Origin of the sequence: Erwinia sp. PsM31 (assembly GCF_030433775.1) — a bacterium.
GTDB classification, from domain to species: Bacteria; Pseudomonadota; Gammaproteobacteria; order Enterobacterales; family Enterobacteriaceae; genus Erwinia; species Erwinia aeris.
Map to the genome: position 1 here is coordinate 64822 of NZ_JARUWZ010000015.1, position 23092 is coordinate 87913.

Annotated in this window: 18 protein-coding genes and 2 pseudogenes; 11 read left to right on the forward strand and 9 right to left on the reverse strand. The window is 48.1% G+C overall.

All coding sequences use genetic code 11. The features are described from left to right. Positions 1-74 precede the first annotated feature (74 nt). Entirely contained in the window at positions 75-1244 is a 1170-nt protein-coding gene (locus tag QCD69_RS13405; protein WP_301252381.1) for a tyrosine-type recombinase/integrase, read from the forward strand. Here the strand turns inward: QCD69_RS13405 and QCD69_RS13410 are convergent. The 3 genes and pseudogenes from QCD69_RS13410 to QCD69_RS13420 form a co-directional block, all read right to left on the reverse strand. Further along, positions 1142-2310: pseudogene (locus tag QCD69_RS13410) on the reverse strand (IS3 family transposase). The gene QCD69_RS13405 and the pseudogene QCD69_RS13410 overlap by 103 nt on opposite strands. A gap of 100 nt (positions 2311-2410) precedes the next feature. Then, positions 2411-3583 carry a hypothetical protein gene (locus tag QCD69_RS13415; protein ID WP_301252382.1) on the reverse strand — a complete coding sequence of 391 codons (1173 nt, stop codon included), beginning with the start codon at positions 3581-3583 and terminating at the stop codon, positions 2411-2413. Next, a complete protein-coding gene (locus QCD69_RS13420) occupies positions 3571-5799 on the reverse strand; it encodes an argonaute/piwi family protein (protein WP_301252383.1) in 2229 nt (742 codons plus the stop codon). Before QCD69_RS13420 ends, QCD69_RS13415 begins: the two co-directional genes overlap by 13 nt. 151 nt (positions 5800-5950) lie before the next feature. On the opposite strand from QCD69_RS13420, the gene mzaA reads away from it, so the two are divergent. Genes mzaA through mzaE form a run of 5 tightly spaced genes read left to right on the forward strand, consistent with a single transcriptional unit; the run spans position 5951 to position 15160 of the window. Continuing rightward, positions 5951-8017 carry an MZA anti-phage system associated sigma-70 family RNA polymerase sigma factor MzaA gene (gene mzaA, locus QCD69_RS13425; protein WP_301252385.1) on the forward strand — a complete coding sequence of 689 codons (2067 nt, stop codon included), beginning with the start codon at positions 5951-5953 and terminating at the stop codon, positions 8015-8017. Beyond that, entirely contained in the window at positions 8014-9516 is a 1503-nt protein-coding gene (gene mzaB, locus QCD69_RS13430) for an MZA anti-phage system associated ATPase MzaB (RefSeq protein WP_301252386.1), read from the forward strand. Before mzaA ends, mzaB begins: the two co-directional genes overlap by 4 nt. Then, complete coding sequence (gene mzaC / locus QCD69_RS13435; RefSeq protein ID WP_301252387.1) at positions 9513-12365, forward strand: MZA anti-phage system associated Z1 domain-containing protein MzaC; 2853 nt, start codon at positions 9513-9515, stop codon at positions 12363-12365. Before mzaB ends, mzaC begins: the two co-directional genes overlap by 4 nt. Beyond that, a complete protein-coding gene (gene mzaD, locus QCD69_RS13440; RefSeq protein ID WP_301252388.1) occupies positions 12349-13377 on the forward strand; it encodes an MZA anti-phage system associated PD-(D/E)XK motif protein MzaD in 1029 nt (342 codons plus the stop codon). The genes mzaC and mzaD overlap by 17 nt, the downstream gene beginning before the upstream one ends. Further along, positions 13364-15160 (forward strand): MZA anti-phage system associated AIPR family protein MzaE, encoded by a 1797-nt coding sequence (gene mzaE / locus QCD69_RS13445; RefSeq protein ID WP_301252389.1) that lies wholly within the window; start codon positions 13364-13366, stop codon positions 15158-15160. Before mzaD ends, mzaE begins: the two co-directional genes overlap by 14 nt. Before the next feature lie 353 nt (positions 15161-15513). Here the strand turns inward: mzaE and QCD69_RS13450 are convergent. Then, a protein-coding gene (locus tag QCD69_RS13450; RefSeq protein WP_301252390.1) for an IS3 family transposase occupies positions 15514-16625 on the reverse strand; the annotation gives its coding sequence in 2 pieces (ribosomal slippage) (positions 15514-16355 and positions 16355-16625; 1113 coding nt in all). Between the two features lie 466 nt (positions 16626-17091). Here QCD69_RS13450 and hxsD point away from each other — a divergent pair. Continuing rightward, positions 17092-17340, forward strand: a complete 249-nt coding sequence (gene hxsD, locus QCD69_RS13455; RefSeq protein WP_301252392.1) for a His-Xaa-Ser system protein HxsD — start codon at positions 17092-17094, stop codon at positions 17338-17340. A 73-nt stretch (positions 17341-17413) separates the two neighbouring features. Here the strand turns inward: hxsD and QCD69_RS13460 are convergent, their stop codons facing one another. From QCD69_RS13460 to QCD69_RS13480, 5 genes and pseudogenes are all read right to left on the reverse strand, one after another. Then, a complete protein-coding gene (locus QCD69_RS13460) occupies positions 17414-17860 on the reverse strand; it encodes a DUF943 family protein (RefSeq protein WP_301252393.1) in 447 nt (148 codons plus the stop codon). Next, positions 17853-17957, reverse strand: a pseudogene (locus QCD69_RS13465) (DUF3289 family protein); the annotation flags it as partial. The pseudogene QCD69_RS13465 and the gene QCD69_RS13460, both read right to left, overlap by 8 nt. Before the next feature lie 465 nt (positions 17958-18422). After that, positions 18423-18785 (reverse strand): tlde1 domain-containing protein, encoded by a 363-nt coding sequence (locus QCD69_RS13470; RefSeq protein WP_301252394.1) that lies wholly within the window; start codon positions 18783-18785, stop codon positions 18423-18425. Between the two features lie 26 nt (positions 18786-18811). Continuing rightward, positions 18812-19594 (reverse strand): ATP-grasp domain-containing protein, encoded by a 783-nt coding sequence (locus QCD69_RS13475; protein WP_301252396.1) that lies wholly within the window; start codon positions 19592-19594, stop codon positions 18812-18814. Positions 19595-19940: 346 nt separating this feature from the next. Next, positions 19941-20069 carry a hypothetical protein gene (locus QCD69_RS13480; protein WP_301252397.1) on the reverse strand — a complete coding sequence of 43 codons (129 nt, stop codon included), beginning with the start codon at positions 20067-20069 and terminating at the stop codon, positions 19941-19943. A 158-nt stretch (positions 20070-20227) separates the two neighbouring features. Here QCD69_RS13480 and QCD69_RS13485 point away from each other — a divergent pair, with 158 nt between their 5' ends. From QCD69_RS13485 to QCD69_RS13500, 4 genes are all read left to right on the forward strand, one after another. Continuing rightward, entirely contained in the window at positions 20228-20593 is a 366-nt protein-coding gene (locus QCD69_RS13485; RefSeq protein ID WP_253454982.1) for a helix-turn-helix domain-containing protein, read from the forward strand. Between the two features lie 322 nt (positions 20594-20915). Beyond that, positions 20916-21875, forward strand: a complete 960-nt coding sequence (locus QCD69_RS13490) for a chemotaxis protein (RefSeq protein ID WP_301252398.1) — start codon at positions 20916-20918, stop codon at positions 21873-21875. Between the two features lie 193 nt (positions 21876-22068). Beyond that, positions 22069-22335 (forward strand): hypothetical protein, encoded by a 267-nt coding sequence (locus QCD69_RS13495; protein WP_253454980.1) that lies wholly within the window; start codon positions 22069-22071, stop codon positions 22333-22335. 98 nt (positions 22336-22433) lie between these two features. After that, entirely contained in the window at positions 22434-22928 is a 495-nt protein-coding gene (locus QCD69_RS13500) for a DUF1198 family protein (RefSeq protein ID WP_253454979.1), read from the forward strand. The last annotated feature ends 164 nt before the right edge of the window (positions 22929-23092 follow it).

Sequence of the window (23092 nt, forward strand, 5' to 3'; positions counted from 1 at the left end):
GTTCTACCCAAATCAAGTGGTGTCTGGGGGCCTTTGCGGGGGCTCATCTCGTTCAATGGAAATTAGGGGCCCCTATGCCACTAAATGCACGGCAGATCGACACTGCAAAACCAAGAGAGAAAGAATACAAACTAACGGATGGCGGTGGGCTTTACCTGCTGATCAAACCCAATGGTGCTAAATATTGGCGCTTGAAATATCGCGTGCTGGGTAAAGAGAAAAAGCTCTCCATCGGCGTTTTTCCCGATATCTCATTGTCAGATGCTCGCTTGAAGCGAGAGGAAGCAAGCAAGGTTGTTGCGCTTGGTGGAGACCCAAGCGAAGAAAAGCGTGTTGAAAAACTGGCGCAGAAGGCAAGTGTTGAAAATAACTTCAAAGCTATCGCGCTGGAATGGCATGAGTATAAGCGTACCGGATGGTCAAAAGGCTACGCTGACGACTTAATGGAAACATTTGAAAACGACATCTTCTCAGATCTCGGCAAGCGACCCATTGCAGAGATAAAGCCGCTGGAGATGCTGACGACGCTGCGTAAGCTAGAGAAGCGCGGTGTACTCGATAAACTGCGCAAAATTCGTCAGGCGTGTAATCAGGTATTCAGATACGCGATTGTTACTGGCCGGGCGGAAAGCAATCCTGCTTCTGAGCTATCCGGTGCATTGGCAACACCAAAGTCGCAACATTTCCCTCATCTACTCGCTGAAGAACTGCCTAAGTTCTTGCAAGCGCTAGAAGCCTATTCGGGTAGCCCAATCACTCGACTTGCAACCCGTATTCTGATGCTGACCGGTGTACGTACTATTGAGCTACGTCTGGCGGAGTGGAAAGAGTTTGATCTTGATAAAGCGATCTGGGAAGTGCCTAAAGAACGCATGAAGATGCGGCGACCACACATGGTGCCGTTGTCAACTCAGGTGGTAGAAGCACTGCGCGAAATCCAAGTGGTTACAGGGCGATATTCATTGGTATTTCCTGGGCGGAATGACATCACCAAACCAATGAGTGAAGCGAGCATCAATCAGGTGTTGAAGCGAATTGGTTATCACGGGAAAGCGACAGGACATGGATTCCGGCACACGATGAGTACCATTCTACATGAACAAGGCTACAACACGGCGTGGATCGAGTTGCAGTGTAGTGGTCAACAAAAACTGGCCACCGCGTTAGAGTTTTTCCAGTATCGGTTTTCCGATTCGTTTGGTGGTAACCCACCATTATATTCGTGCGGTCTTAGTGCACTGTAATATCCAACAATATAGTCCGTTATGGCGTGAGCTGCATCGCTAAAGCTTACGTAACCCGTCACCGGCACCCATTCGCTCTTCAGACTCCTGAAGAAGCGCTCCATTGGGCTGTTATCCCAGCAGTTTCCGCGCCGGCTCATACTCTGTCTGATCCTGTATCGCCACAGTAACTGCCGGAACTGCCTGCTTGTATAATGACTACTCTGATCGCTGTGGAACATCACCCCGACGGACTTACCGCGAGTTTTCCATGTCATTTCCAGCGCTTTCATGGTGAGTCTGCTGTCCGGCGAGAACGACATTGCCTAGCCCACTGGTTTTCTTGCGAACAGGTCGAGAACAATGGCGAGGTACGCCCATCGTTTACCTGTCCAGATATAGGTCACATCACCGCACCACACCTGGTTGGGCTCCGTTACGGCGAACTGTCGCTCAAGATGATTCGGGATAGCAACGTGCTCATGACCGCCACGCTTATACCGGTGAGTCAGCTGCTGGCAACTGACCAGTCCCAGCTCTTTCATGAGCCTGCCAGCAAGCCAGCGCCCCATCTGGTAGCCTCTCTGGGTTGCCATTGTGGCGATGCTTCTTGCTCCGGCCGAACCGTGGCTGATGCCATGCAGCTCAAGTACCTGACTGCGTAATATAGCCCGTCTGCCGTCTGGCTTTTCAGGACGGTTTTTCCAGTATTTGTAGCTGCTGCGATGAACCCCGAACACATGGCAGAGTGTGGCCACAGGATAACGCGCCCTGAGTTTCCCGATTATCGAGAACTGTTCAGGGAGTCTGACATCAAGAGCGCGGTAGCCTTTTTTAATATTTCGTTTTCCATTTCAATACGTTGCATCTTCTTCCTGAGCTCACGTATTTCGATTTGTTCCGGCGTTATCGGGGAAGCTTTTGGCGTTTTGCCCTGACGCTCATCACGCAGTTGTTTGACCCATTTCGTCATCGTGGAAAGACCTACATCCATAGCCTTAGCGGCATCAGAGACGGTGTAGTTTTGATCGACAACCAGCTGAGCAGATTCGCGTTTGAATTCAGGACTAAAATTTCTTCTTTTCATTGGAGCACCTGTGTTGTTCTGAGGTGAGCATATAACCTCTGCTCAGGTGGCCAAATTCAGTAAACCACTACAGTTCTTTTTGTGTGTGCGAAGAATAGAGCTATTCTTTCTTTTTGAAACTCATCGTTGAAGGTGCGCTTATTACTACGCAACCATCAATGCCATTTATCTTCAATACCCCCTCCTTAAACTTCGTATGTTCTTGCGTTGAACGTGTGCAGTCCCACAGGAAGCTGATGATATAAGAATCCTTATAAATTTCGTCAACACGATAGAGAGAAGCGTCTTCGGCGATTTCTCCAATTAATGTTGGAAAAGATTTTTTTGTATCTTTGCGGTACTTTACTTCAATAATTGTGTGCAGTGATGGCAAATAAAGGTCAATGCGGGGATTTTTTTGCCCGACAGGCTGAAGATTCACCTCATCTGCAATATCGTTGAATATTGGTGCAAGTAGGATATAAAGCAGATTCTGAACATGATATTCATTTTCAACTTGCCACTTTACGGGTTCTGCGCCTCTGGTTCGACCTGAGTCCTCCCATGTCCACCGTTTTAACCCAGCAGGGATATGTTCCAGAAATCTTAGCAGGTCATCCAGTGTCCATCCAGACGGTGGAGCAATGGCAATTTCCTGATTAATTTGATTAAAAACGTAAAGCATTACGCACAAGAGAGTAACTGAAGGATTTTCTGTAGCTTGTGCTTGAAATTCGCTCATGAAACGTTCGACAAGAGAAAGTCGGTTCTGATGGCTATTGATCTTCAGTAACTTTCGATAATGAAGGAAGAGTGGTATGCAGGCACTACTAAAGGAGGCTGATTCGCTGTTACTGACATATGCCGCGATATCTTTCTCGAAGATACTTAGATGGTTGCTTTCAATCTGCTGAGCCAGAAACCCTGAAATCCACTTTTCGAACTCGTGATCTATGCTCTCATCTTGCATCTGTGCGGTTAGCCATTTCACTGCCATTACACCGAACATATCCGATACCCAAGGTCTCGGTGTTGAATCAATCTTGGGAGCTTGTCCGAGCAGGCGAGAGACATCTTGGACCGAGATAGTTTCATCCAGAATACCTAAACCTGAAATTGCACAGCGTTGGTATAAAGATAAGTCCGCAAAGCTAAAATTCGTAATGCAGCTTTTAACTCCTTCCAGGAGACTAAAAAAGCAGGACTTAAATGGATCAATGTGAGCGGATTCGATCACCTTACTGTGAAAATAGTCGCGTAGCTGATAAACGTTTTCTTTCTCTATAGGAACCATTGTGAATGCCCTATTTTTCCAATCATGACAGAGTCACTCCAGCCCGGAAGCTGATTCAACCATCCTAAATTATGGGCGATAAGATCGGAATAAGTGATGGTAACTGGCATGGGATTGGGGAAGTAACTACGCCAGGAGTGTGATGCGAAACTATAGAGCTGAGCACTCAAATACTTAATATCTTTGAAGGTCGAGTCTTTATGAACGTTGACGATCACACCACGTGGATGACCGTCCGTTTCTTGTCGTAATTCACGTTGGCCGATCAGGTAAACAAGCATTTCGTTTTTAGAAAGCTTGAACGTTTTTCCGCGATGCGTCGCCAGGCGTCCTTTAGGCATGGTTGCCGTTGAAGAGTCGAACATGTGGAGTCCGTGATTCTCTGAGATTTTCACGAAGGCATACTCGATCTGGTAATCTCTATACTTATCGATCACCGTACGGACTGCCTGAACCTCTTCCTTGTTAAACTTTTTGACTTGTGCATGAAAAATTAAACGAATCGAATCGCCTTTCTGCCAATTCATTCGCCTTTGTATTTTTTCTATATTCTCTCCTAGAACAGAGGTTAGGGCCTCGCAGTAAGCTTCCGGCACAACGGCATTGGACGTACTCGAAACAATGTAACTTCCGTCTCCCGAAAATACGGTGGTGATTCCCATGATGCGCTGATTGTGGGCACCACGCTCTTGGACGATATTGGCACTGCCAATGCCGATCACGAGTTCATGGGATAGAGTTGGCGATGATTTGAGCAGCCACGGTACTCCACCCATCTTCGCGTAGCAGGCTAATGACATGTTGTTAAGCGAGTAGCCGAGTGAATAATCTGACTGCGATAGCAGCTCTATTGTGAAATCCTGTACAGGAACTTGGTGCATGTAAAATAGGCTTTTACCAAGATAGTAAGGATTATCAGTAACTTTGAGTTGTTTGAATGACTGTCGCACTTGTACGAGGGCGAGATCCCAACGTCCTCCGTCATCAGCTTTTTTGCGGATTGCAGCTTCGATGGCACTTTTGTATGCATCGACGCTGTTTGTGGATGTTTCGAACACTTCAACACGACTGGTTCCAAGTGCAAATTTTCCCTCAAGACCATTTTTAAAATATTTGCTATTAGCCATGCCTTTCAGAAGCTTACGTACGAACTGCTCGACTCGCCCTCTGTCATGTTGGGCGCAGATCACGCAGATTGACGGATCGTTCCTATCGAAGGTACGTTTTGTATAGGGGCCATTTTGTGTAAGACCCTTCTCCGTCCAATCTGCTTCACCATTATCGTTGAAGACGAACACCGGCTTTTGCATTTGTGCACAATCTTTTTGAATGTCGGATGGATCCTCTATTTCGATACGCGTCCCATCGAGCAGCGAGATGTTTGTCGCTTGGATATACTTCTTAAGGGCTTCGATGCGATCTTTTTTATTCTCACCTCCGTTGAAAATGGAAACGGACTTCCGAATATGTTCGACAATGGAGTCTTTCTTCGTACCATGCGTATGAAGGATGTAGTCGTCAAAATTCGCTCGACTAGCTTCGAGATAAACGTCTTTCGCCTCAGCATGAATAGCTTGGCCATCAGGACGAATGACACTCAAAGTTCTCCCTTCGTGGCAGCTTTCTACAAAACCTAAAAGTTTTCTAAATCCGTCATCTTGCTCGGTGACGACGTAGCGACCAATAACATTAAATCCGGTTTTTAGGAAAAACAGGCAGTTCTCTTTTACTACACGACGTGTTGTGCAATCAATTATAAGACACGGTTGGCCCTGAACAGTACGGGTGTCGATTGAGTATTTGGCACAAATTTTTAAGGGATAAGTCTCACCAAGAATTGAGGCTAAAAGATTGTCTTTTGGTTTGGCACTTACCACCTCGATAGGATTGAAACCGCAAGGAGTTCGGCCCAATCCAGCGAAGTGCTTGAGCAGACCATCTTTAACCAAAGAGCAAAAGGTTCCCAAATTATCCTTTAATTGCAGTGTATGCTGTGTACCAGATTTGGGGAACGTACCATCACTCGAAAAGATCTGAATATTGTCACCCTGACGCCGGAAGACGTGCGTCTCTTTATGGGAGGAGCGGAGGCTATCTAGAGTTGTCTTGTCGTAGGGTATCTGGACAAATTTCAACTCCAATTCAGGGACTTTCAGTGGAAACGCATTCAGGACAATCGGCAAGACCCACCCCTTTTGTGTTAGTGAAAAATCCAATATACTGCGCCTTGATAATTATTCCACATAATGAAGGCTAATGCTGGCACTTAAAATGACAGGTTGTTCATATATAGTACCAAATTCGGCTTTCCCCCTTTAAGATAGATTGCATTTCTGTGTGTGAGGTTTACAAGGAAAAACTGTCAACATGCATCGCTCTGTTTCTGAGTTTTATCGCATTCCCACTTTACTTATTCGGGCGCTAAAAAGCGGAGTCTTCTCCGTGGTGGAGCTTCATCTCAGCAGGGGATTACCGAAAGATTCACGAGATTCTCTGGGAAATAGCCCATTGATGATTGCGGCCCAGAATGGACATTTCGCTATTTGCGAAATGTTGTTGCGTGCGGGTGTCGATGTTGAACATCAAAACAACCTCGGGTTATGCGCCAGTGACCTCGCACAGGAGCAAATGCTACGTGATCTGTTGGCCCGTTATCGGCAATCTCATTCGCCTGCCGGGCAGCAACCAGCGAGAGGGCCAGTCGATGATGCCGTAGTTGAGGTTGAGGTTGAGGTTGAGGTTGAGGCCGATGTTGAAGTTGAAACAGAACCTCCCGAAACCGAAGCCGCAATGGATTTCATGCTGTGGGACGCTGAAGTCGAATCGGAACCCGCCGAAGATAATCTGACATTACGACACGCTTCCGCGGAGGTTCAGCAATTATTATCCCGCTATCGCCCGAAAGATGACGCTGCTGAGTGGAGCGATATCGAACTCACGCTTCCTGACCCGCCGAAGCCAGTCTCTCACTCTTCGCAAAATTATCCTCATCTCTCAACGTTGCTCGCTGGCGCACTGAATGCCGGTCGTGTCTCTGTGCGTGACATCCGGTTTGCCGGGGAAGAGGATTTCGGTATGTCGTGGCCTGAACTACGGGTCAGCGTAGAGGCATTGATCAAGGACTTACCTCTGATTGTGGATGGCGATGATGCTTTCCCAGAAAGTGATGTCTATGGGGCATTAACAGCGAGTGACGATCTCGAACCTTGGTTTGACGCTTTCGGTGCATTGCGGCAGTCCGGCATCTTTGAACGTTATCTTGTGGACATTCGCCAATGGGATGTCGTGGATAAAACAAAGGAAGAACGACTCGGGCAGCGCATGGATACGGCGCTTATCAATTTGATGATGATCCTGGCGGAATTACCCGAAGCAGAATATCTTCAGTTGCTACATCCGAATCGACTTCCGGCGCCAGCGCCTGAGATTTCTGAAGAAGACGACGCGGAAGAAGCGGATGAGCAAATGTCTTCCGCATCCGATTACGAAGACGCCATCAGCTTTAACGATCTTCTCTTTCTGTTGAGAAGTGGAAAAGCAGAAGAGTACCAAGATAATCATATTCCCCGTCCGGAGTACGCTGACCTGCAACTGATAGTCGAGCGCGCCCGAACGCTCATCCCTGATGAATGCCATAAAATGAGTCTGTTTGTAAGTAGTTACAGAGAGGCTTGGGAGGGATTAATCCACGCTAATTTGCGTCTTGTAGTCGCGATTGCGAAAAAATACTGCGGGCAAGGATTAGATGTCGAGGACCTGATCCAAGAAGGCAATCTGGGTTTGATCAAGGCCGTTGAAAAATTCGACTATCGGCGCGGATTTAAATTCTCCACCTATGCCTCTTGGTGGATCCGCCAGAAGATCACACGTGCGATTGCCGATCAGGCGCAGCTCATCCGTTTACCCGTTCACTTCTATGAGCAATTCAGGCGCTGGCGGATCTGTCGGGATCAGTTTCTGCATCGCCAGGGGATAACGCCCACCCTCAAACAGTTACAGAAAATGACCGACCTGCCAGAGCGTCAGCTTCTTCGGATGGCTAAATATGAAGAACAGACGGCGCTGATTGGCGATTTTCATGATGACGCCCATGACCGCAAAGTGGCGTTGCCGGGGGATGCGCTGCTGACTAAAAGGGATTTTACCAGTGCCCCTGTTCAGTCTCTGGAGCTAAGAGAGCGCATTTCATCGGTTCTGGATACGCTGCTGCCACGCGAAACACAGATTATAAAAATGCGTTTTGGCATCGGCATGACGCAAGATTTCACGTTGGAAGAGGTAGGTAAACAGTTTGATGTCACGCGAGAAAGGATACGTCAGATAGAAGCCAAAGCGCTCCGTAAGCTCCGTTATCATAGCCGGGCGTCAAAATTAGGCGGCTTCGTTGAACAGTGGGAAACCGCGTTGATTGAGATGCAGGAAGAAGAAGAATGACGACCATGCGCCATGCGCCACCGAATGCAGCAATTATGATCGAAGCTCTGCGAGGGCTCGGTTACAACACCGCCACCGCACTGGCTGACATCATCGACAACAGTATTAGTGCCGGTGCCCGTAAGGTCGATCTGACCTTTTACTGGTGTGAGGCGGATAGCTATATCGCGGTTCGGGATAATGGCTGCGGCATGTCGGCCCCTGAACTGGATGTTGCAATGCGACTGGGTGTCAAAAACCCGCTGACAAAGCGCCCAGGACACGATCTGGGCCGCTTCGGTCTTGGACTCAAAACCGCCTCCTTTTCGCAATGCCGCCGCCTGACTGTCTCTTCCAAAAAAGAGGGGGTAACGACGATCCTGCGGTGGGATCTGGATATTCTCGCCGCAAGTACGGACGACGGTTGGTATTTGCTTGAAGGTGCTGACTCAGGAAGTCAGGAGGCGCTAGCAAATGCGGAACCTGACGCCCACGGTACGGTGGTGCTGTGGGACGTCTTAGACCGAATTGTCACCCCCGGCTCCGGTGAGAAAGATTTCCTCAATCTGATGGATGGCGTTGAACAACATCTGGGGATGGTATTTCACCGATTCCTTGAGGGGGGCTCTCCCAGACTCACTCTCACCCTCAATGGTCGCAAAATTAAAGCCTGGGATCCCTTTCTCAGCGGGCATCCTTCCAAGCCCTGGCATTCGCCTGCGGCAATGGCGCCAGGTGCCCCTGCCGTGAAAGTGGAATGCCATGTTCTGCCGCATCAGGATCACCTGACGACGCAGGAGTATCAACAGGCTCAGGGACCGGCAGGCTGGACTGCTCAGCAAGGATTCTATGTATACCGGAATGAGCGATTGCTGGTGGCGGGCAACTGGCTTGGACTCGGTAGTCCCCGGGCCTGGACGAAAGATGAAACCCACCGCCTTGCGCGGATCCGTCTGGATATTCCTAATGATGCCGACATCGACTGGAAGATTGATATTCGTAAATCGATGGCGCGCCCGCCTGTTTCGCTGCGTCCTTGGTTAACCCAACTGGCGCAATCAACACGTGACCGTGCGGTAAGGACATTTGCAAAACGCGGGAAAATGAATAAGCGCAAACCCGGCAAGGAACTCGTTCACCTCTGGCAGGCGCAGAAGACGTCATCAGGTGTTCGTTACCAGATTTCATTACAACATCCTGTCATCAACAATGTCCTTTCGCAGGCTGGTGAGTTATCTCCACAAATTCAGGCCATGCTAAGACTGATTGAGGAAACCGTTCCGGTTCAGCAAATCTGGCTTGATACGGCTGAGTCAAAAGAGACGCCGCGGACAGGCTTTGAAACAGCACCGCCCGCAGAGGTGTTATCCGTATTGCAGGTCATGTACAAGACCTTGGTTGGTCAGCAGGCGCTGTCACCGGCGCTAGCGAAGCAGCATCTGCAAAATATGGAACCCTTCGATAATTATCCCGAATTAATTGCACAACTCCCCGACGATCAACACGAGAAATCGCTATGAATCCCCTAGATGACACACAACTGAGTGTATTGCAGATTGTGCAGACGCTCCTGCAAGGCCAAGATAAAAGCACGATTACCCCTAGTATTCTGCGTCAACATATTGACATGGTTTGTCAGATGAAACCGGGATGGATCTGCCTTGATAACCGGGAGATTTTGGTCGAAGAGTTGATCCGCCGTTATAGCATCTGGATGGGAGAAGATACTTCTCTGAGTAATGACGAAGGGCATAGACCTTGGTTGACCGCTGATGCGAAACGCGAGTGGCGATACTGGCACCGATATCGCCAATGGCTTGGTAAAACAATGTCTTGGGGGGTACTGGATACCCTTGACCGTTCAACGGATCGTGTTCTTGGATTACTTGAGCAGCCTGGGCGGGAAGGGCGTTGGGACCGGCGTGGTCTGGTGGTCGGCCATGTTCAGTCGGGGAAAACCAGCCACTATACCGGTCTGATCTGTAAAGCCGCGGATGCGGGATATAAGATAATCATTGTGCTTGCTGGTTTGCATAATAATCTCCGATCGCAAACCCAAATGCGTCTTGATGAGGGATTTCTTGGCTACGAGACGAGTCCACTTAGAGAAAAAGTGACCATCATTGGGGTGGGTGATATTGATAGCGATCCCGTCATTCGTCCCAATTACGTCACCAACCGATCTGAAAAGGGCGACTTCAGTGCCGGAGTGGCTAAGAATCTGGGGATCAGCCCCGAGCAACGGCCCTGGCTGTTCGTGGTAAAGAAAAATAAATCTATTTTGAAGCGCCTGCATACCTGGATTGAAAACCATGTTGCCACTAGCGTTGATCCCGTCACCGGAAAGCGTTTCGTTTCGGAATTACCGCTGCTGATGATTGATGATGAAGCGGATAACGCCTCAGTTGATACGGGGGAAATCGTTTACGATGACGATGGAAAACCGGATGCTGAACATCAGCCAACGGCAATCAATAGTCTGATTCGTAAGCTGTTGGTGCAGTTCAGCCGTAAGGCATATGTCGGCTATACCGCCACGCCCTTTGCCAATATTTTTATTCACGAGAGCAATGAAACGCGTGATGAAGGCCCGGATTTGTTCCCTTCAGCCTTTATCATTAACCTCGGCGCACCTTCTAATTACATCGGCCCTGCGAGGGTATTCGGTCGGGCAACCGCGGAAGGCCGGACTGGTGAACTCCCTTTGATCAGGCGGGTGAGCGATCATTGTAGCGATGATGGAAAAAGAGGGTGGATGCCAGTTTCTCATAAGAGCTCGCACCATCCCACGCTTGATACGCTAACCCATTTCCCTGACTCGTTAAAACACGCCATCGATAGCTTTTTGCTGGCGTGCTGCGTCCGAGAATTACGCGGTCAGGGAGATAAACACAGTTCGATGCTTGTCCATGTGACCCGCTTCAATAAAGTGCAATCGGTCGTTTATGAGCATATTGATGCCTACATTCAGGATGTGAGACAGCGGTTGACGCGAAAGATTGGACATGAGCTTTTTTTACATCAGCTTGAATCACTCTGGCAGGCTGACTTTTTGCCGACTTGTCAGACGATTCGCGACGTTATGCCGCAGCAGGTTCCAGACGACCCCTTCGCGTGGCAGGAGATCGTTGACAAGCTGTATAACGTGATCGAAAACGTGTCTGTACGAATGATAAACGGAACGGCGAAGGATGCGCTTGATTATTCAGACAGTGCGACAGGTTTAAAAGTTATTGCGATTGGCGGAGACAAACTGGCTCGAGGGTTAACGCTTGAGGGATTATGCACCAGTTATTTCTTACGCGCCTCCCGCATGTATGACACGTTAATGCAGATGGGGCGCTGGTTTGGCTATCGCCAGGGATATCTGGACGTATGTCGGCTGTATACCACCGATGAGCTGATTGAATGGTTTGAGCACATTGCTGATGCATCGGAAGAGCTGAGAGAAGAGTTTGACAATATGGTCGCCAGCGGCGGAACTCCGCGTGATTTCGGGCTAAAAGTGAAATCACACCCCGTGTTAATGGTGACATCACCCTTAAAAATGCGTAGTGCGCGCTCACTATGGCTGTCTTTCAGTGGCTCGGTGGTCGAAACGATTTCATTGTTTAGAGAGCCGGAGTACCACAAGCATAACTACTCGGCCTTCCAGCGTCTGACCGGACGTGTCGGTTCTGGCGCGCCGATCCCTGAGAGACGACGCGGAGAGAAGATTGAAAAATGGAATGGAGTCATCTGGCAAAACGTATCTCCCGAGCCAGTCATTGATTTCTTAACGGAATATGAGACCCACGCTCAGGCCAGAAAAGCCAACAGTAAACTGCTGGCGGATTTCATTTCGCGGATGAATCGTGTTGATGAACTCACCCAATGGACAGTGGCGGTGATAGGGGGGGGCGTCGATCGTCATCGCGTTGTATGTGGCTTCCCCGTCCCGCTTATGATGCGTAAAGCGTCTGAGGGGGTCACTGACCGCTATTCCATTGGCCGTTTACTTTCTCCACGCGATGAAGGGATAGACTGCGATGAATCGACCTGGCTTGCCGCGCTGGTAGAAACGCAGCGTATTTTTCATGCCGATCCCGGACGTAATGAAGGGCGAGAGAAGCCCGTCATTCCTGGTGGCGTAGTACTGCGTCGGATCAAAGGATTTGGCATAAACGACATCCCTGCACAGCGTCAAAAAGGGCTACTGCTCATTTACTTACTGGACCCGCAACAGGCATTGTCGGCAACGGAATATAAGGACGATGCCTTGCCAGTGGTGGCTTTTGGCATCAGTTTTCCGGGAAGCCGCAGTGGGGTAACGGTAGAGTACAAAGTGAACAACGTACTGTGGGAGCAAGAGTATGGTGCGGCTGAGTAAAGATGATCTACTGGCGGCCTGGAAAGCCTTAGATCGCTTTCAGATAGACGAACAGCCCGGCTCACAGGGCTGGCGCGGGATTCGGCTTTTTACGCACCAGGGCTGTAGCTTTCATGCCGGGCGTCGTCAGCCTGATAATGAAGAAATGCTGATTGCCGTATTTTCTCATCCTCTTTCGTTGGGGGCGACGGCGCTGCCGTCCTGTAAAGGATTTCGCGTTGAGATAACCGGAACAGAGGAGGGGCGGCAGAATGGTTTGATGATCCGTCGCCAGCAAACGGGGAATGCGGATGTCTTTACGACGATGATTCTGGATATTCTCCATTCGCTCCTGAACGTTTCTGGACCGCGTTTGTTTGAAACCCTGCTCCGTCGGATTCGTTTATGGCAGACGTTTATGGAGCGCGATACCCGTCCACTCAGTCACGAAGAAGAAGTGGGATTAATCGGGGAATTGACGTGTCTGGAACGGTTGATCGAGAGCGGTCTTGCGTCGCCAACGGCAGTCGGAGCATGGGTAGGACCACAGCATGGGCTACAGGATTTTGAACTCGATGAACGTGCCATTGAGGTAAAAAGCACCACAGCAGAGCAGGGCTTTTGCGTAACCATCCACTCTCTTGAACAACTGGACTGGCAGCGGCCTGGCTCGCTCATGTTGTGCGGTTTGCGCTTCAGCGAGCATCCCACTGGCGCGACCCTGAATGACATTATTAACCGTCTTCGTCAGAGGTTTGAGGGAAACGCTCAGGCGGCTTGTCTTTTTGAGGGGTCGCTTTGTCATGTCGGATATTTCACTGAACATGCTGAATTCTATACACGTCATTTCTTGCTGACAGAGGCGTTTGCACTCCCCATTGAAGCGGGTTTTCCCTCTTTGACGCATGCCAATGTCCCGTTGCCGGTGGTGAGTGCGTTCTATCAACTCGAACTCCAGACACTTATTTCTCAGGCTCAAAATTTTAACCATTGCTTGTCAGACTTTGCAGGATTACCGCATGGAACTTATTGATTTTTTACGTCAAACGCAGAATGAGATTCGCAAGGAATATCAGGACCAGATGGCTCAGCCGGGGATAGAGTCGCCTTTTCAGGAGCTGATTTTTACCGATACTGTTATGCGTCATATGGCCGATATCGGCATGACATTCGACGATGCCGAGACGTGTCACTTTATGGCTAAAGTCAGTGGACACAATGTGCGTCTCAGCGGTTATGCCTTCTCAGAAGATGGCGATCAACTTGACCTCTTTGTCAGCATTTATCACGGTAGCGACGAGCTTTGTCATGTCCCGGATGCTGAGACAAAAGCGATTGCCGGCCACTGCATTCAATTTTTGCAGAAGTGTGTTGACGGTAAATTATCTTCCACGCTGGATCAGTCCAATGATGCCTGGCAACTGGTGACGACCATCGAACAGTCCTATACGGAACTGGAGCAAATCAGAGTTTATGTACTGACCGATGGTCAGGTGAAAACCCGCTGGTATCAGCCCCGCGACGTGGCCGGTAAAACTATTAAATTAGAGGTTATGGACATTGTCCGCCTGTTTAACCACTGGCAGGAAGGTAAGCCACGCGACGAACTGCAGGTTAATTTTGATGAGGTGGCGGGGGGCGCACTCCCCTGTGTCTGGATCCCGGATGAAATGGGTGAATATGATTATGCGCTGACGGTGGTTCCGGGCGAGACGCTGCGATTTATTTATGAAAAATATGGCAACCGGATTCTGGAAGCGAACGTTCGTTCATTTCTGAGCCAGACGGGGAAAGTCAACAAGGGGATTCGCGACACCTTACGTGAGCAGCCTGAGCGTTTTATGGCTTATAACAACGGCATTGTGATTGTTGCCGATCAGGTCAGACTTGGCGAAGCGCCAGGAGGTGGCCCAGGTATTGCGTGGATGCAGGGAGTGCAGATCGTCAACGGTGGACAGACGACGGCTTCCATGTTTTTCACCAAAAAGAAATTCCCGGCAACTAATCTGCGTAACGTGCGTGTACCCGCAAAAGTTATTGTGCTGAAACAGACGAATAATGCACAAGAAGAGATGTTAATTGCGGATATTTCGCGCTTCTCGAATAGCCAGAATAAAGTCAATATTTCCGATTTGTCAGCCAATCGACCGGTACATGTACAGCTGGAAAAAATGGCAAACACGGTGTATTGCCCGGACGGATATAGTCGTTGGTTTTACGAGCGAGCGAACGGCAGTTATAAGGTTATGCTGGAACGAGAAGGTAAAACACCTTCTGGAATCAAACGGTTAAAAGACGCGATCCCTGCATCACGTCGGATAACGAAAACCGATTTCGCAAAATATCACTGTGCCTGGCTCCAGCGTCCGGATTTAGTCAGCCTCGGCGGACAGAAGAACTTTGCCGCATTAATGACGATGATCGACAAGGATACTGAGCGTTATGGGGATGAACTGAACATTGAAAGTTTTAAAAATTACATCGCGCAGGCCATTATTTATAAAAAAGCCTATAAGTTGATTAATTTACTTTTCCCCGCATTTAAGGCGAATATCGCCGCCTATACCGTGGCCGCCTATTCACATCTTTATGGCAGCCAAACGAATCTGGCAGAGATCTGGAATCAACAGGGCATTGAGGAAACGATGGGGAACCGTCTTGTCAGTTTAGCCCATCGGGTGAATAGTCTTCTGACTGAATCCGCGAACGGCAGGATGATTTCGGAATGGGCAAAAAAGCCTGAATGCTGGGACTATGTGCGCAGCAAAATCTATTTCTCTGCGCAGGCAAAAACGGATGGCCTTTCGCATGTTTAAAATGAACACTGATTTCAGTATTAAAGCCTTGCACGCGTGTCGTGGGTTGCTCTCAGTGGTTGTTATGTCTGAGTGTGCCACTACATGACATTCGTTAACGTCTCTGCATGGTATGTCCAGAGTTATGTTGCTCTGGACAATTCAATTTTTTCCTCTTGCCACTTCCTTACCTCACTTCCTTCCCACGGGAGCAACATTCCATCTTAAACAGCTTACGCAATAGGCGATGAAGAATGCTAAAATTTTCCCACAAGTCCCGGCGAATTGCCCCGATCCTCTTTAAGCTCAGGGATATTAATCAACGGAGAGAAGGTCAGTGCCTTGCCGCTATTGCCATTGTAAATAGACCCGTTTTAGTTCCAGGCACTTTTTGAGATCCCTGCCAAATAATGGTGTTGTCGATATTCCTCCGGCGTCTTCTTGTTCAGTGATTCATGCGGGCGTTCGCAGTTATATTCTGACAACCATTTTTCCGTGATTTCCCGCACTTCATTCAGCGTTCTGAACAGATAAAAATCGAGTATTTCTGTACGGTATGTCCGGTTAAAGCGCTCAATGAAAGCGTTCTGCGTCGGCTTACCCGGCTGGATAAACTCGAGTTTTACTGCATGTTTCTCTGCCCATTCAGCCAGTGCCAGGGAGATAAATTCCGGGCCGTTATCCATACGAAGCATGGTCGGATAGCCACGGTTTGCCGCGATCCTGTCGAGTACACGGACCACTCGCTGAGCTGGCAGATTCAGATCGATTTCAATCGACAACGCCTCACGGTTAAAGTCATCAACGACATTGAACGTGCGAAAACGACGGCCATAAACCAGGGCATTATGCATAAAATCAACAGGCCAGCTCTGGTTCAGCGCTTCCGGCGTGACCAGTGGTGAGGGATTACGCACCGGCAACCGTTGTTTGCCCTTACGGCGAAAATTCAGCTTCAGCAGAAAGTAAATACGGTGGATCCTTTTGTGATTCCACGGGTGTCCCTGCCGTCTCAGAACCTGGAAAAGTTTCGGAAAACCGTATCGTGGGTATCGCTCGGCCACGGCCTGCAACGCGACTATAACGGGTTCGTCACGTGTGGTATCCGGGCGGTAATGGTAAACCGTTCTGTTCAGGTTCAGACTCCGGCAGGCCTGACGGATACTGAGTCCGAACGTCGTTATCAGATGAGTGACCAGCTCACGCTTACAGGCTGTTTTAAAGCTTTTTTTTCGATAACGTCTTTCAGCGCCCGATTCTCAAGACTGAGGTCGGCAAACATCTGCCTGAGCCGTCGGTTCTCGTCCTCAGGATCTTTTATCTTTTTAATATCAGAAGCTTCCATACCATCGTATTTAGACTTCCAGTTGTAGTACGTGGCTTCAGAGATCCCGGCCTCGCGGCAGACATCTTTCACAGTTCGTCCGGCTTCAACTGACTTAATCACCGTGATGATCTGATGCTCAGTAAAACGGGCTTTACGCATAGCGATCTCCTTCGTTGGCAAAATGAGTATGCCGGAAGATCTCTAAATGTGAATGGCTCGATTATGCGGGATATTTACACCCGCCATGCAGTGTTTTTGACCGGAGGCACATATTCTTGCTGAATTTCAGTCAATAAATCACTCCTCTTAATCATTTTCTCATCTCATACCTTAAATGGGTATCACGGTTGCACATCTACGCGCAAAACAATAAACTGTATAATCTTATTTTTGTTTTCTGTGAGGCTTTCGAAAAAAATATTAATAAAAGTGGATCCGAATATAGGCAATAAAAGCCACCGTCAAATTTTTATATGAAATCTTATATTTAACAACAGATTGTTTTTTTTTGATGTTTAAATTTAATTTACTGAGCGATTTTATGATTTGAAACTAGTAAGTTAAGTTTCTCCTTTTTGTCGCATTACTTTCGGGATGGTAATGTTGTGAAAAAAAACATAGAAAAATGGTTTCTGAATGGGTAATCAGAAATGGACTTTATTGGATGAGTACTATTATTAGCTGGAAGCTCAAGGAAGACGAGCAGAATTGGCTGGTATCGTTTGAGACGTTTAATGACGAGGTTAAATTAGAGTTTGAGCAGATCCTGAATGACTCCAGGTTCAGGGAGAAGCTTCAGGTACACACTGGAGAAGTTAGAACTTTGATCATCGACAATGTTCTGAGGAGCATCAATTTGAGACTTGCTCAATGAATCCGATACTATTCAACTGTTAAGGTAGATTATCTAAACTATAATGTATTTTTATGCAAAGTATCCTGTTTTGTTATTTTAAGGATACCTTGCCATCAGAGCTCTGGATATACGTTTTATCACCTATATTTATAAATGCTTTTCCATCTATGCTTCCTCTAACAACAAATGCTATGCTGTTATACACACAATTATTATGCTCGCCATTCGTATCATCAAAGCAGGTATAGTCATCTATTGAACCATCTCTGGTGCCTTTGGGAAGTTTCTCGTAACCATTGAAATTCATGACGATAACTGTGAAGTTATCAGGAGTATTAATAATTTGAGATTTATTCTGAAGTAATTCTCTGTTTTTTAACCACCATTTTATTTTTCCTTCAGTAGTCATTGGTAAGTGCTCTACAAAAACAGCACCATTATCTACTCTGACTATTTTGGTTGGCCTTGCAGCAATCCATATGCAATATGCTGATATTAAAAAAACTAAAATTGCTCCAATCCTTTTATATTTAAACATTGTTTTCTCCTGTCAATGTTATGGTTGCTTCAAAATTTGTAAAAAATGGCTTTTGAGCAAAATGCTTTGCCCTCTGTAGGACGAACCATATTCTGAAATCCAGAGTATGAATTTTCAAGTTGTAAAATACAAAGTTCCTTCCAACCGCTTTTAGCAGAAGCTGCTTTCAGCGCCGCTCGTGCTTTAATGTAATATACATCTATTTCTTCAACTGTTGGTTCAATAAAGGGAATTCCGCAAATATGCTCGATATTGTCTTTGTTGAGATATTGTAATGTTCCTGTGGTATTGTTTATCAATGCTTCAGCCATCGAAATATGTAATCCTTCCTGAAAATAAGTGATGCTTAAAAAGGGTTCTTTGTCGAGCGCAGGGTAAAGATTTATCCAGCGATCCTGTCCTTTAGATAAGTACTCTAATATGTTCTCGTAATCCGTATCAGAGAATTTTTCGGTTTTCTGCTCATTAATGGCCATTAACACCTTTCTGTAAAGCTTATCCTCTGAGCTATTTAATGCGCAAGCGCTGAGCAGCAATATAAGAAGAGCGGTTGTGAATTTTTTCATTGTACAATCAGCTCCTTATCGCCGCTTTCTATTATCTTTTCCCTGTATCCCCGCATCAAAATAATACAGCCATTGGATGCGGTTCCTCTGCCATTACCACCATGAATAAAAAACCCCTCACGCCCGCACATGCTGTTCCCGCTGTGTGGCGTAAGCCTGATAACATATCTTCCTGCCGTAGGGTGAACTGCAATCGGGCCAGTTATATGATAATTGCCGCGCGGCAGCAGCCCTTTATTCTTAACGCACTCATCATCAGGGTTGTCTTTGTAACCCGGCGATCCCGCATACTCAGCGCTAAATTTATAGTCGCCATTGCGGGAGAATTTTTTAGTTATTACATTGTAGATCCAGGCCATAATTCTATATCCTTATATTATTAAATTTATTCCATCTGCTTCGCCAGCATCTCTACAAACCGCGTGACCGGCCACCCCTTAAGATCTGAAACCTGCCCGTCGCCAATTTCCACCAGCCGTGGTTCTCCGAGCGTATTCTCAATCATATCTATCGTAAAAAACGAGCTGTCTATCCGGCTGGCTATCTCTCTTACGCTTGTCGATACATCGCCGTCGGCGGCGTAAACCTGTTTGTTCAGCACAAAATAGCGCTTTTCACTGTGAGGTTTAAAAGATTCAAAACGACGCAGGCAAATACCGCCTTCGATTTCGCCACGAAATTTTTTCAGCAGCTGAACAATCTCGCGGATCTCATTGGCGTTATGCGCAACCGATCCTCGGGACGTGGTTAAAGATTTTACGTAGTCTTTGACAAAACAGACGGGCCACTGTAGCTCAGCCAGCAGGGCATCAAAATCTACATCGGGATGAACAACTCTCGTTTCCGGCGTGAAATCGCGGCAAAGATTATACCAGCCCGGCAAATGATGGCAGCGAAGATAGTCTTCTGGCGACGTCATCATCGCGGCCCCACGCACGGTTACGGCATGATGCAGCTGCCGATATTCCAGTGCCGACATCATCCAGCCGCGCCAAATCACGTGGTCGGACAGAAAAGGCGAGGAAAAACGATAATCGCCCATAGCCGCCGCATCTGACGACAACAGCAGGCAATGCAGACCTTTTTCACGCGCGCAATAATACTCTTGCGCAAAGGCTTCATCAGGACGTTTTGGTTGAAATAACTCGCTGGGATAGATAATTTGCATCGAATTCTCCTTTTCTTTGCACAAGCAGTCCTTTAGCCCATACCCAGCCCGATAACGATATTGACAAAAGCGGCGATCGGCATCACAAAAGCGGGAAAAAAGTAATTTTTCTCTTTTTTCCTCCGGCCTGAATAAACTAATACCAGCCCAACAGCCAGAAAGGGAAACCGAGTATTAAATAAGGCACGGAAGCTCCTGAGATGAGTATGCTGGCAGCTATTTATCAGGCCGCTCAAGGTAGCAATATTTATAACGCTGTTTTGACGATAAGCAAAGCGGCATCGGCCAGCGGCAAAAGCACTTAACGCTGTAGCGGCATTTTTTACCCTGTCAAAATGAACCGTACTCAGAAATATTGGGTAAGCAGGGCGTGTGCTAAGTGGCAGGCGGGAAAGAAAATGGCTGAGGCAAATTGTTTATCGGCGGCAGGGGAAACATAGCCACCATCAGCAATCTGCCGATTAATGAGCAGCATTCATAGCTTTAACTCCATATGGCCTATAAATGTCCCGAACCTTAGCTGCTATGCTTCCTCACGTTATGGCTATATAAGCCCTGAACAAGCTAAAACCGGCATATAGCTCTATTTAATTACAACATGCTAAAGACGATAGCGGCAGAAGAGAAAAGACAATGCAGCGAGAGCAGATCATCATTTATGAGCTGGCGGCCTGGATAGACGCCAACATCCATCGGCCGTTAAAAATCGACGACGTGGCGGAAAAGGCAGGCTATTCAAAATGGCATTTGCAGAGGATGTTTCAGCGCGTGATGGGCAAAAATCTGGGCAACTACATTCGCGACACCAAACTGGCGCTGGCGGCAGGGGACTTAATCAAAACCACCGAAACGGTGATGACTATCTCACAAAAATACGGCTATGAATCTCAGCAGACCTTTACCCGCATTTTTGCTAAAAAATACCATAAGCCGCCAGCCGCCTTCAGAAAATACAATGCGTTAAAAAACGGCCCGGACTGCTGTCGAACTAACCGTTAGTTAAAGACGTTATCAAGCCAGTACCTTATACATAATCGTCACGACACAGAATCACTCGGCCAGCCGCCGTCATTCATTCAGTCATTGTCAGCAGTTATTGTCAGTCGTTCAGTCAGTCAACCCGTGAGCCGGTAAGGCCCAGCGTTGATTCCCTGCGCTGCGGCTGTCTGGCTTTAACGCTTAGTAATTAATTCGGTTCACCCTTTCTTTGTTGCCCTGTACTTTTCTTCACCGGTGCCGATAACACTCACAGAGTGATAAGCCGCGTGCCGTTGTGCGCCGCTTACCAGCGTACAAACAGTCAGGCAACCCAGAGGTAGTAATGGATAATTTCCAGAAAGAGATTGATGAGAGAGCGAATCTCGCCTTATCCAACAAGTTTGAGCTTCTGTTATTCCGTTTAGGCTCAGATCAGAACGATGCGAAATCAGAACTTTTCGGTATTAACGTGTTTAAGCTGCGCGAAATCGTCCCTATGCCGACTATTACCAAAGCGGCGGGTATGAAATCACCTCTGCTGGGCATGGCGAACATTCGCGGCCAGTTTATCCCGGTTATCGATCTGCCGGCCGTTGCAGGCTGCACGCCGGAAACAGGCTTAAACCTGCTGCTGGTTACCGAATATGCCCGCAGCACGCAGGCTTTCGCCGTGGAATCCGTGGACGATATCGTACGCCTCAACTGGAGCCAGATCCATACGGCGGAATCCGGTATCAGCAGCCGCAATATCACCAGCATTGCCTGCCTGGATGACAAAACCAACAGCATGGCGATGGTGCTGGACGTAGAGCAGATCCTGCATGACGTTATTCCTTCCGTGCGGGACGTAAAAGCAGAAGACGTTAAGGTGAAAGAGTTTAATATCAGGCCCGGATCGGTCGCTATCGTAGCGGAAGACTCTAAGGTCGCGCGCCAGATGCTGGAGCAGGGTCTGAAAGTGATGGGCATCCCTGCCGTTATGCACACCACGGGCCTCGAAGCCTGGGAAAAAATCAAGCTGATGGCGCAGCAGGCGATGACGGAAGGCGTTTCCATTCACGACAAAATCGCGATGGTATTAACCGACCTTGAAATGCCGGAAATGGACGGTTTTACCTTAACGCGCAATATCAAGAGCGATCTGGGCCTGAAAAATATCCCGGTAGTGATCCACTCTTCGCTTTCGGGCAGCGCTAACGAAGACCACGTGCGTAAAGTCGGCGCCAACGGCTACGTGGCTAAATTTGAGATCAACGAGCTTTCCGCCGTGATCCACAAAGTGCTGGAAGAAGCCGGTAACTGATTTGTTATTATCGGCGGTTAACAGGCCGCCTGATAACAATGATGTGCTGATAAGGCGAAATAAAAAAATACTGCTTCTTTAAAGTTCATATTAATGTCAGTAAATGCCTGACGATGCGCCAGAACGTTATCTATAGGTAAAGAAGGGGAAGTCATTTATTATTCAGCCGCTGTCAGACCATAAGGAGATCAGGATGACAATGCTGGAACAAATAAAAGTTCTTTATCTTAATGACGAACAGGGCGAATTTCTCAAATACGCTATTCTGGCCGATCAAACCGGACGCGCCGCGCTGGTTCTGGTGCATATCTCATTGCAGCACCAAATCGGGCAGCTGTCCTGGGCCGTCTGGACGAAAGTAGACGAGCTGAGCGTGCCGCTGGCGGAGGAAACGCCCGAAGCGGCGTTAAGGCTGGCGGTCGCGGCCTGCGTCGACCATCGCGCCAGCTGGCAAAAGTAGCGCTTAAGCTGCCTGCGGGCAGCTTTTCTACGCGGTTGCCTCGCCACATTGCTGCTGTTACTCTGACGCCCCCTGTGCCCGCAATTCCCGGTAAAAAAATGATCTGGCTGATGCTTCTGACTTTGGTGGTGGTTTTTATTATTGGCTTTCGCGTGCTGAATTCACGATCCCGCCGCGCGACCAGCGCGCTGACGAAGCGGCTGAATATCGATCCGGTCTACGTTGAATCATTGCTCAGCCTGATGGGGCGAACGGCCGGAGAAGAGTTTGTTGCCTATCTTTCTCGCGATAACGAGGCGCATTTAAGCAATGCGGCAAGCGTGCTGCTAATCTGGCAGCTTTGCCTGGTGGATGAATCGGAAGAAAATATCGCTTTCTGGCGTGGCGTACTGCGCGAAGCCTGGCTGCCGACCGAGCTTTCCAGTGAACACGTTCGGCTGGCGCTGAAATTTTTACGCGAGCTGGAGCCGGACGCGCAGGAAATGCACGCATTTCGCCTGCGCTATAACGCCCGGTTCGCACCCGATAGCAATACTGTGGAGAACGGAAGCAATAACGTGGTATCGATTCATTCTCATTCTCATCACCACTGAATAATTTTTTCCGTCTGTTCAGTGTGGGCATTATCACTTATCTGAATTATTTTTAAGCGGTTATAAGGAAATAGTGCCTTAATCGGGCAGGAAAGTAATGGCGAAGCGCTTTTTTTGTACACAACACTCGGGTATCAATTCTATTGCAGTTTTATAACAAAGTT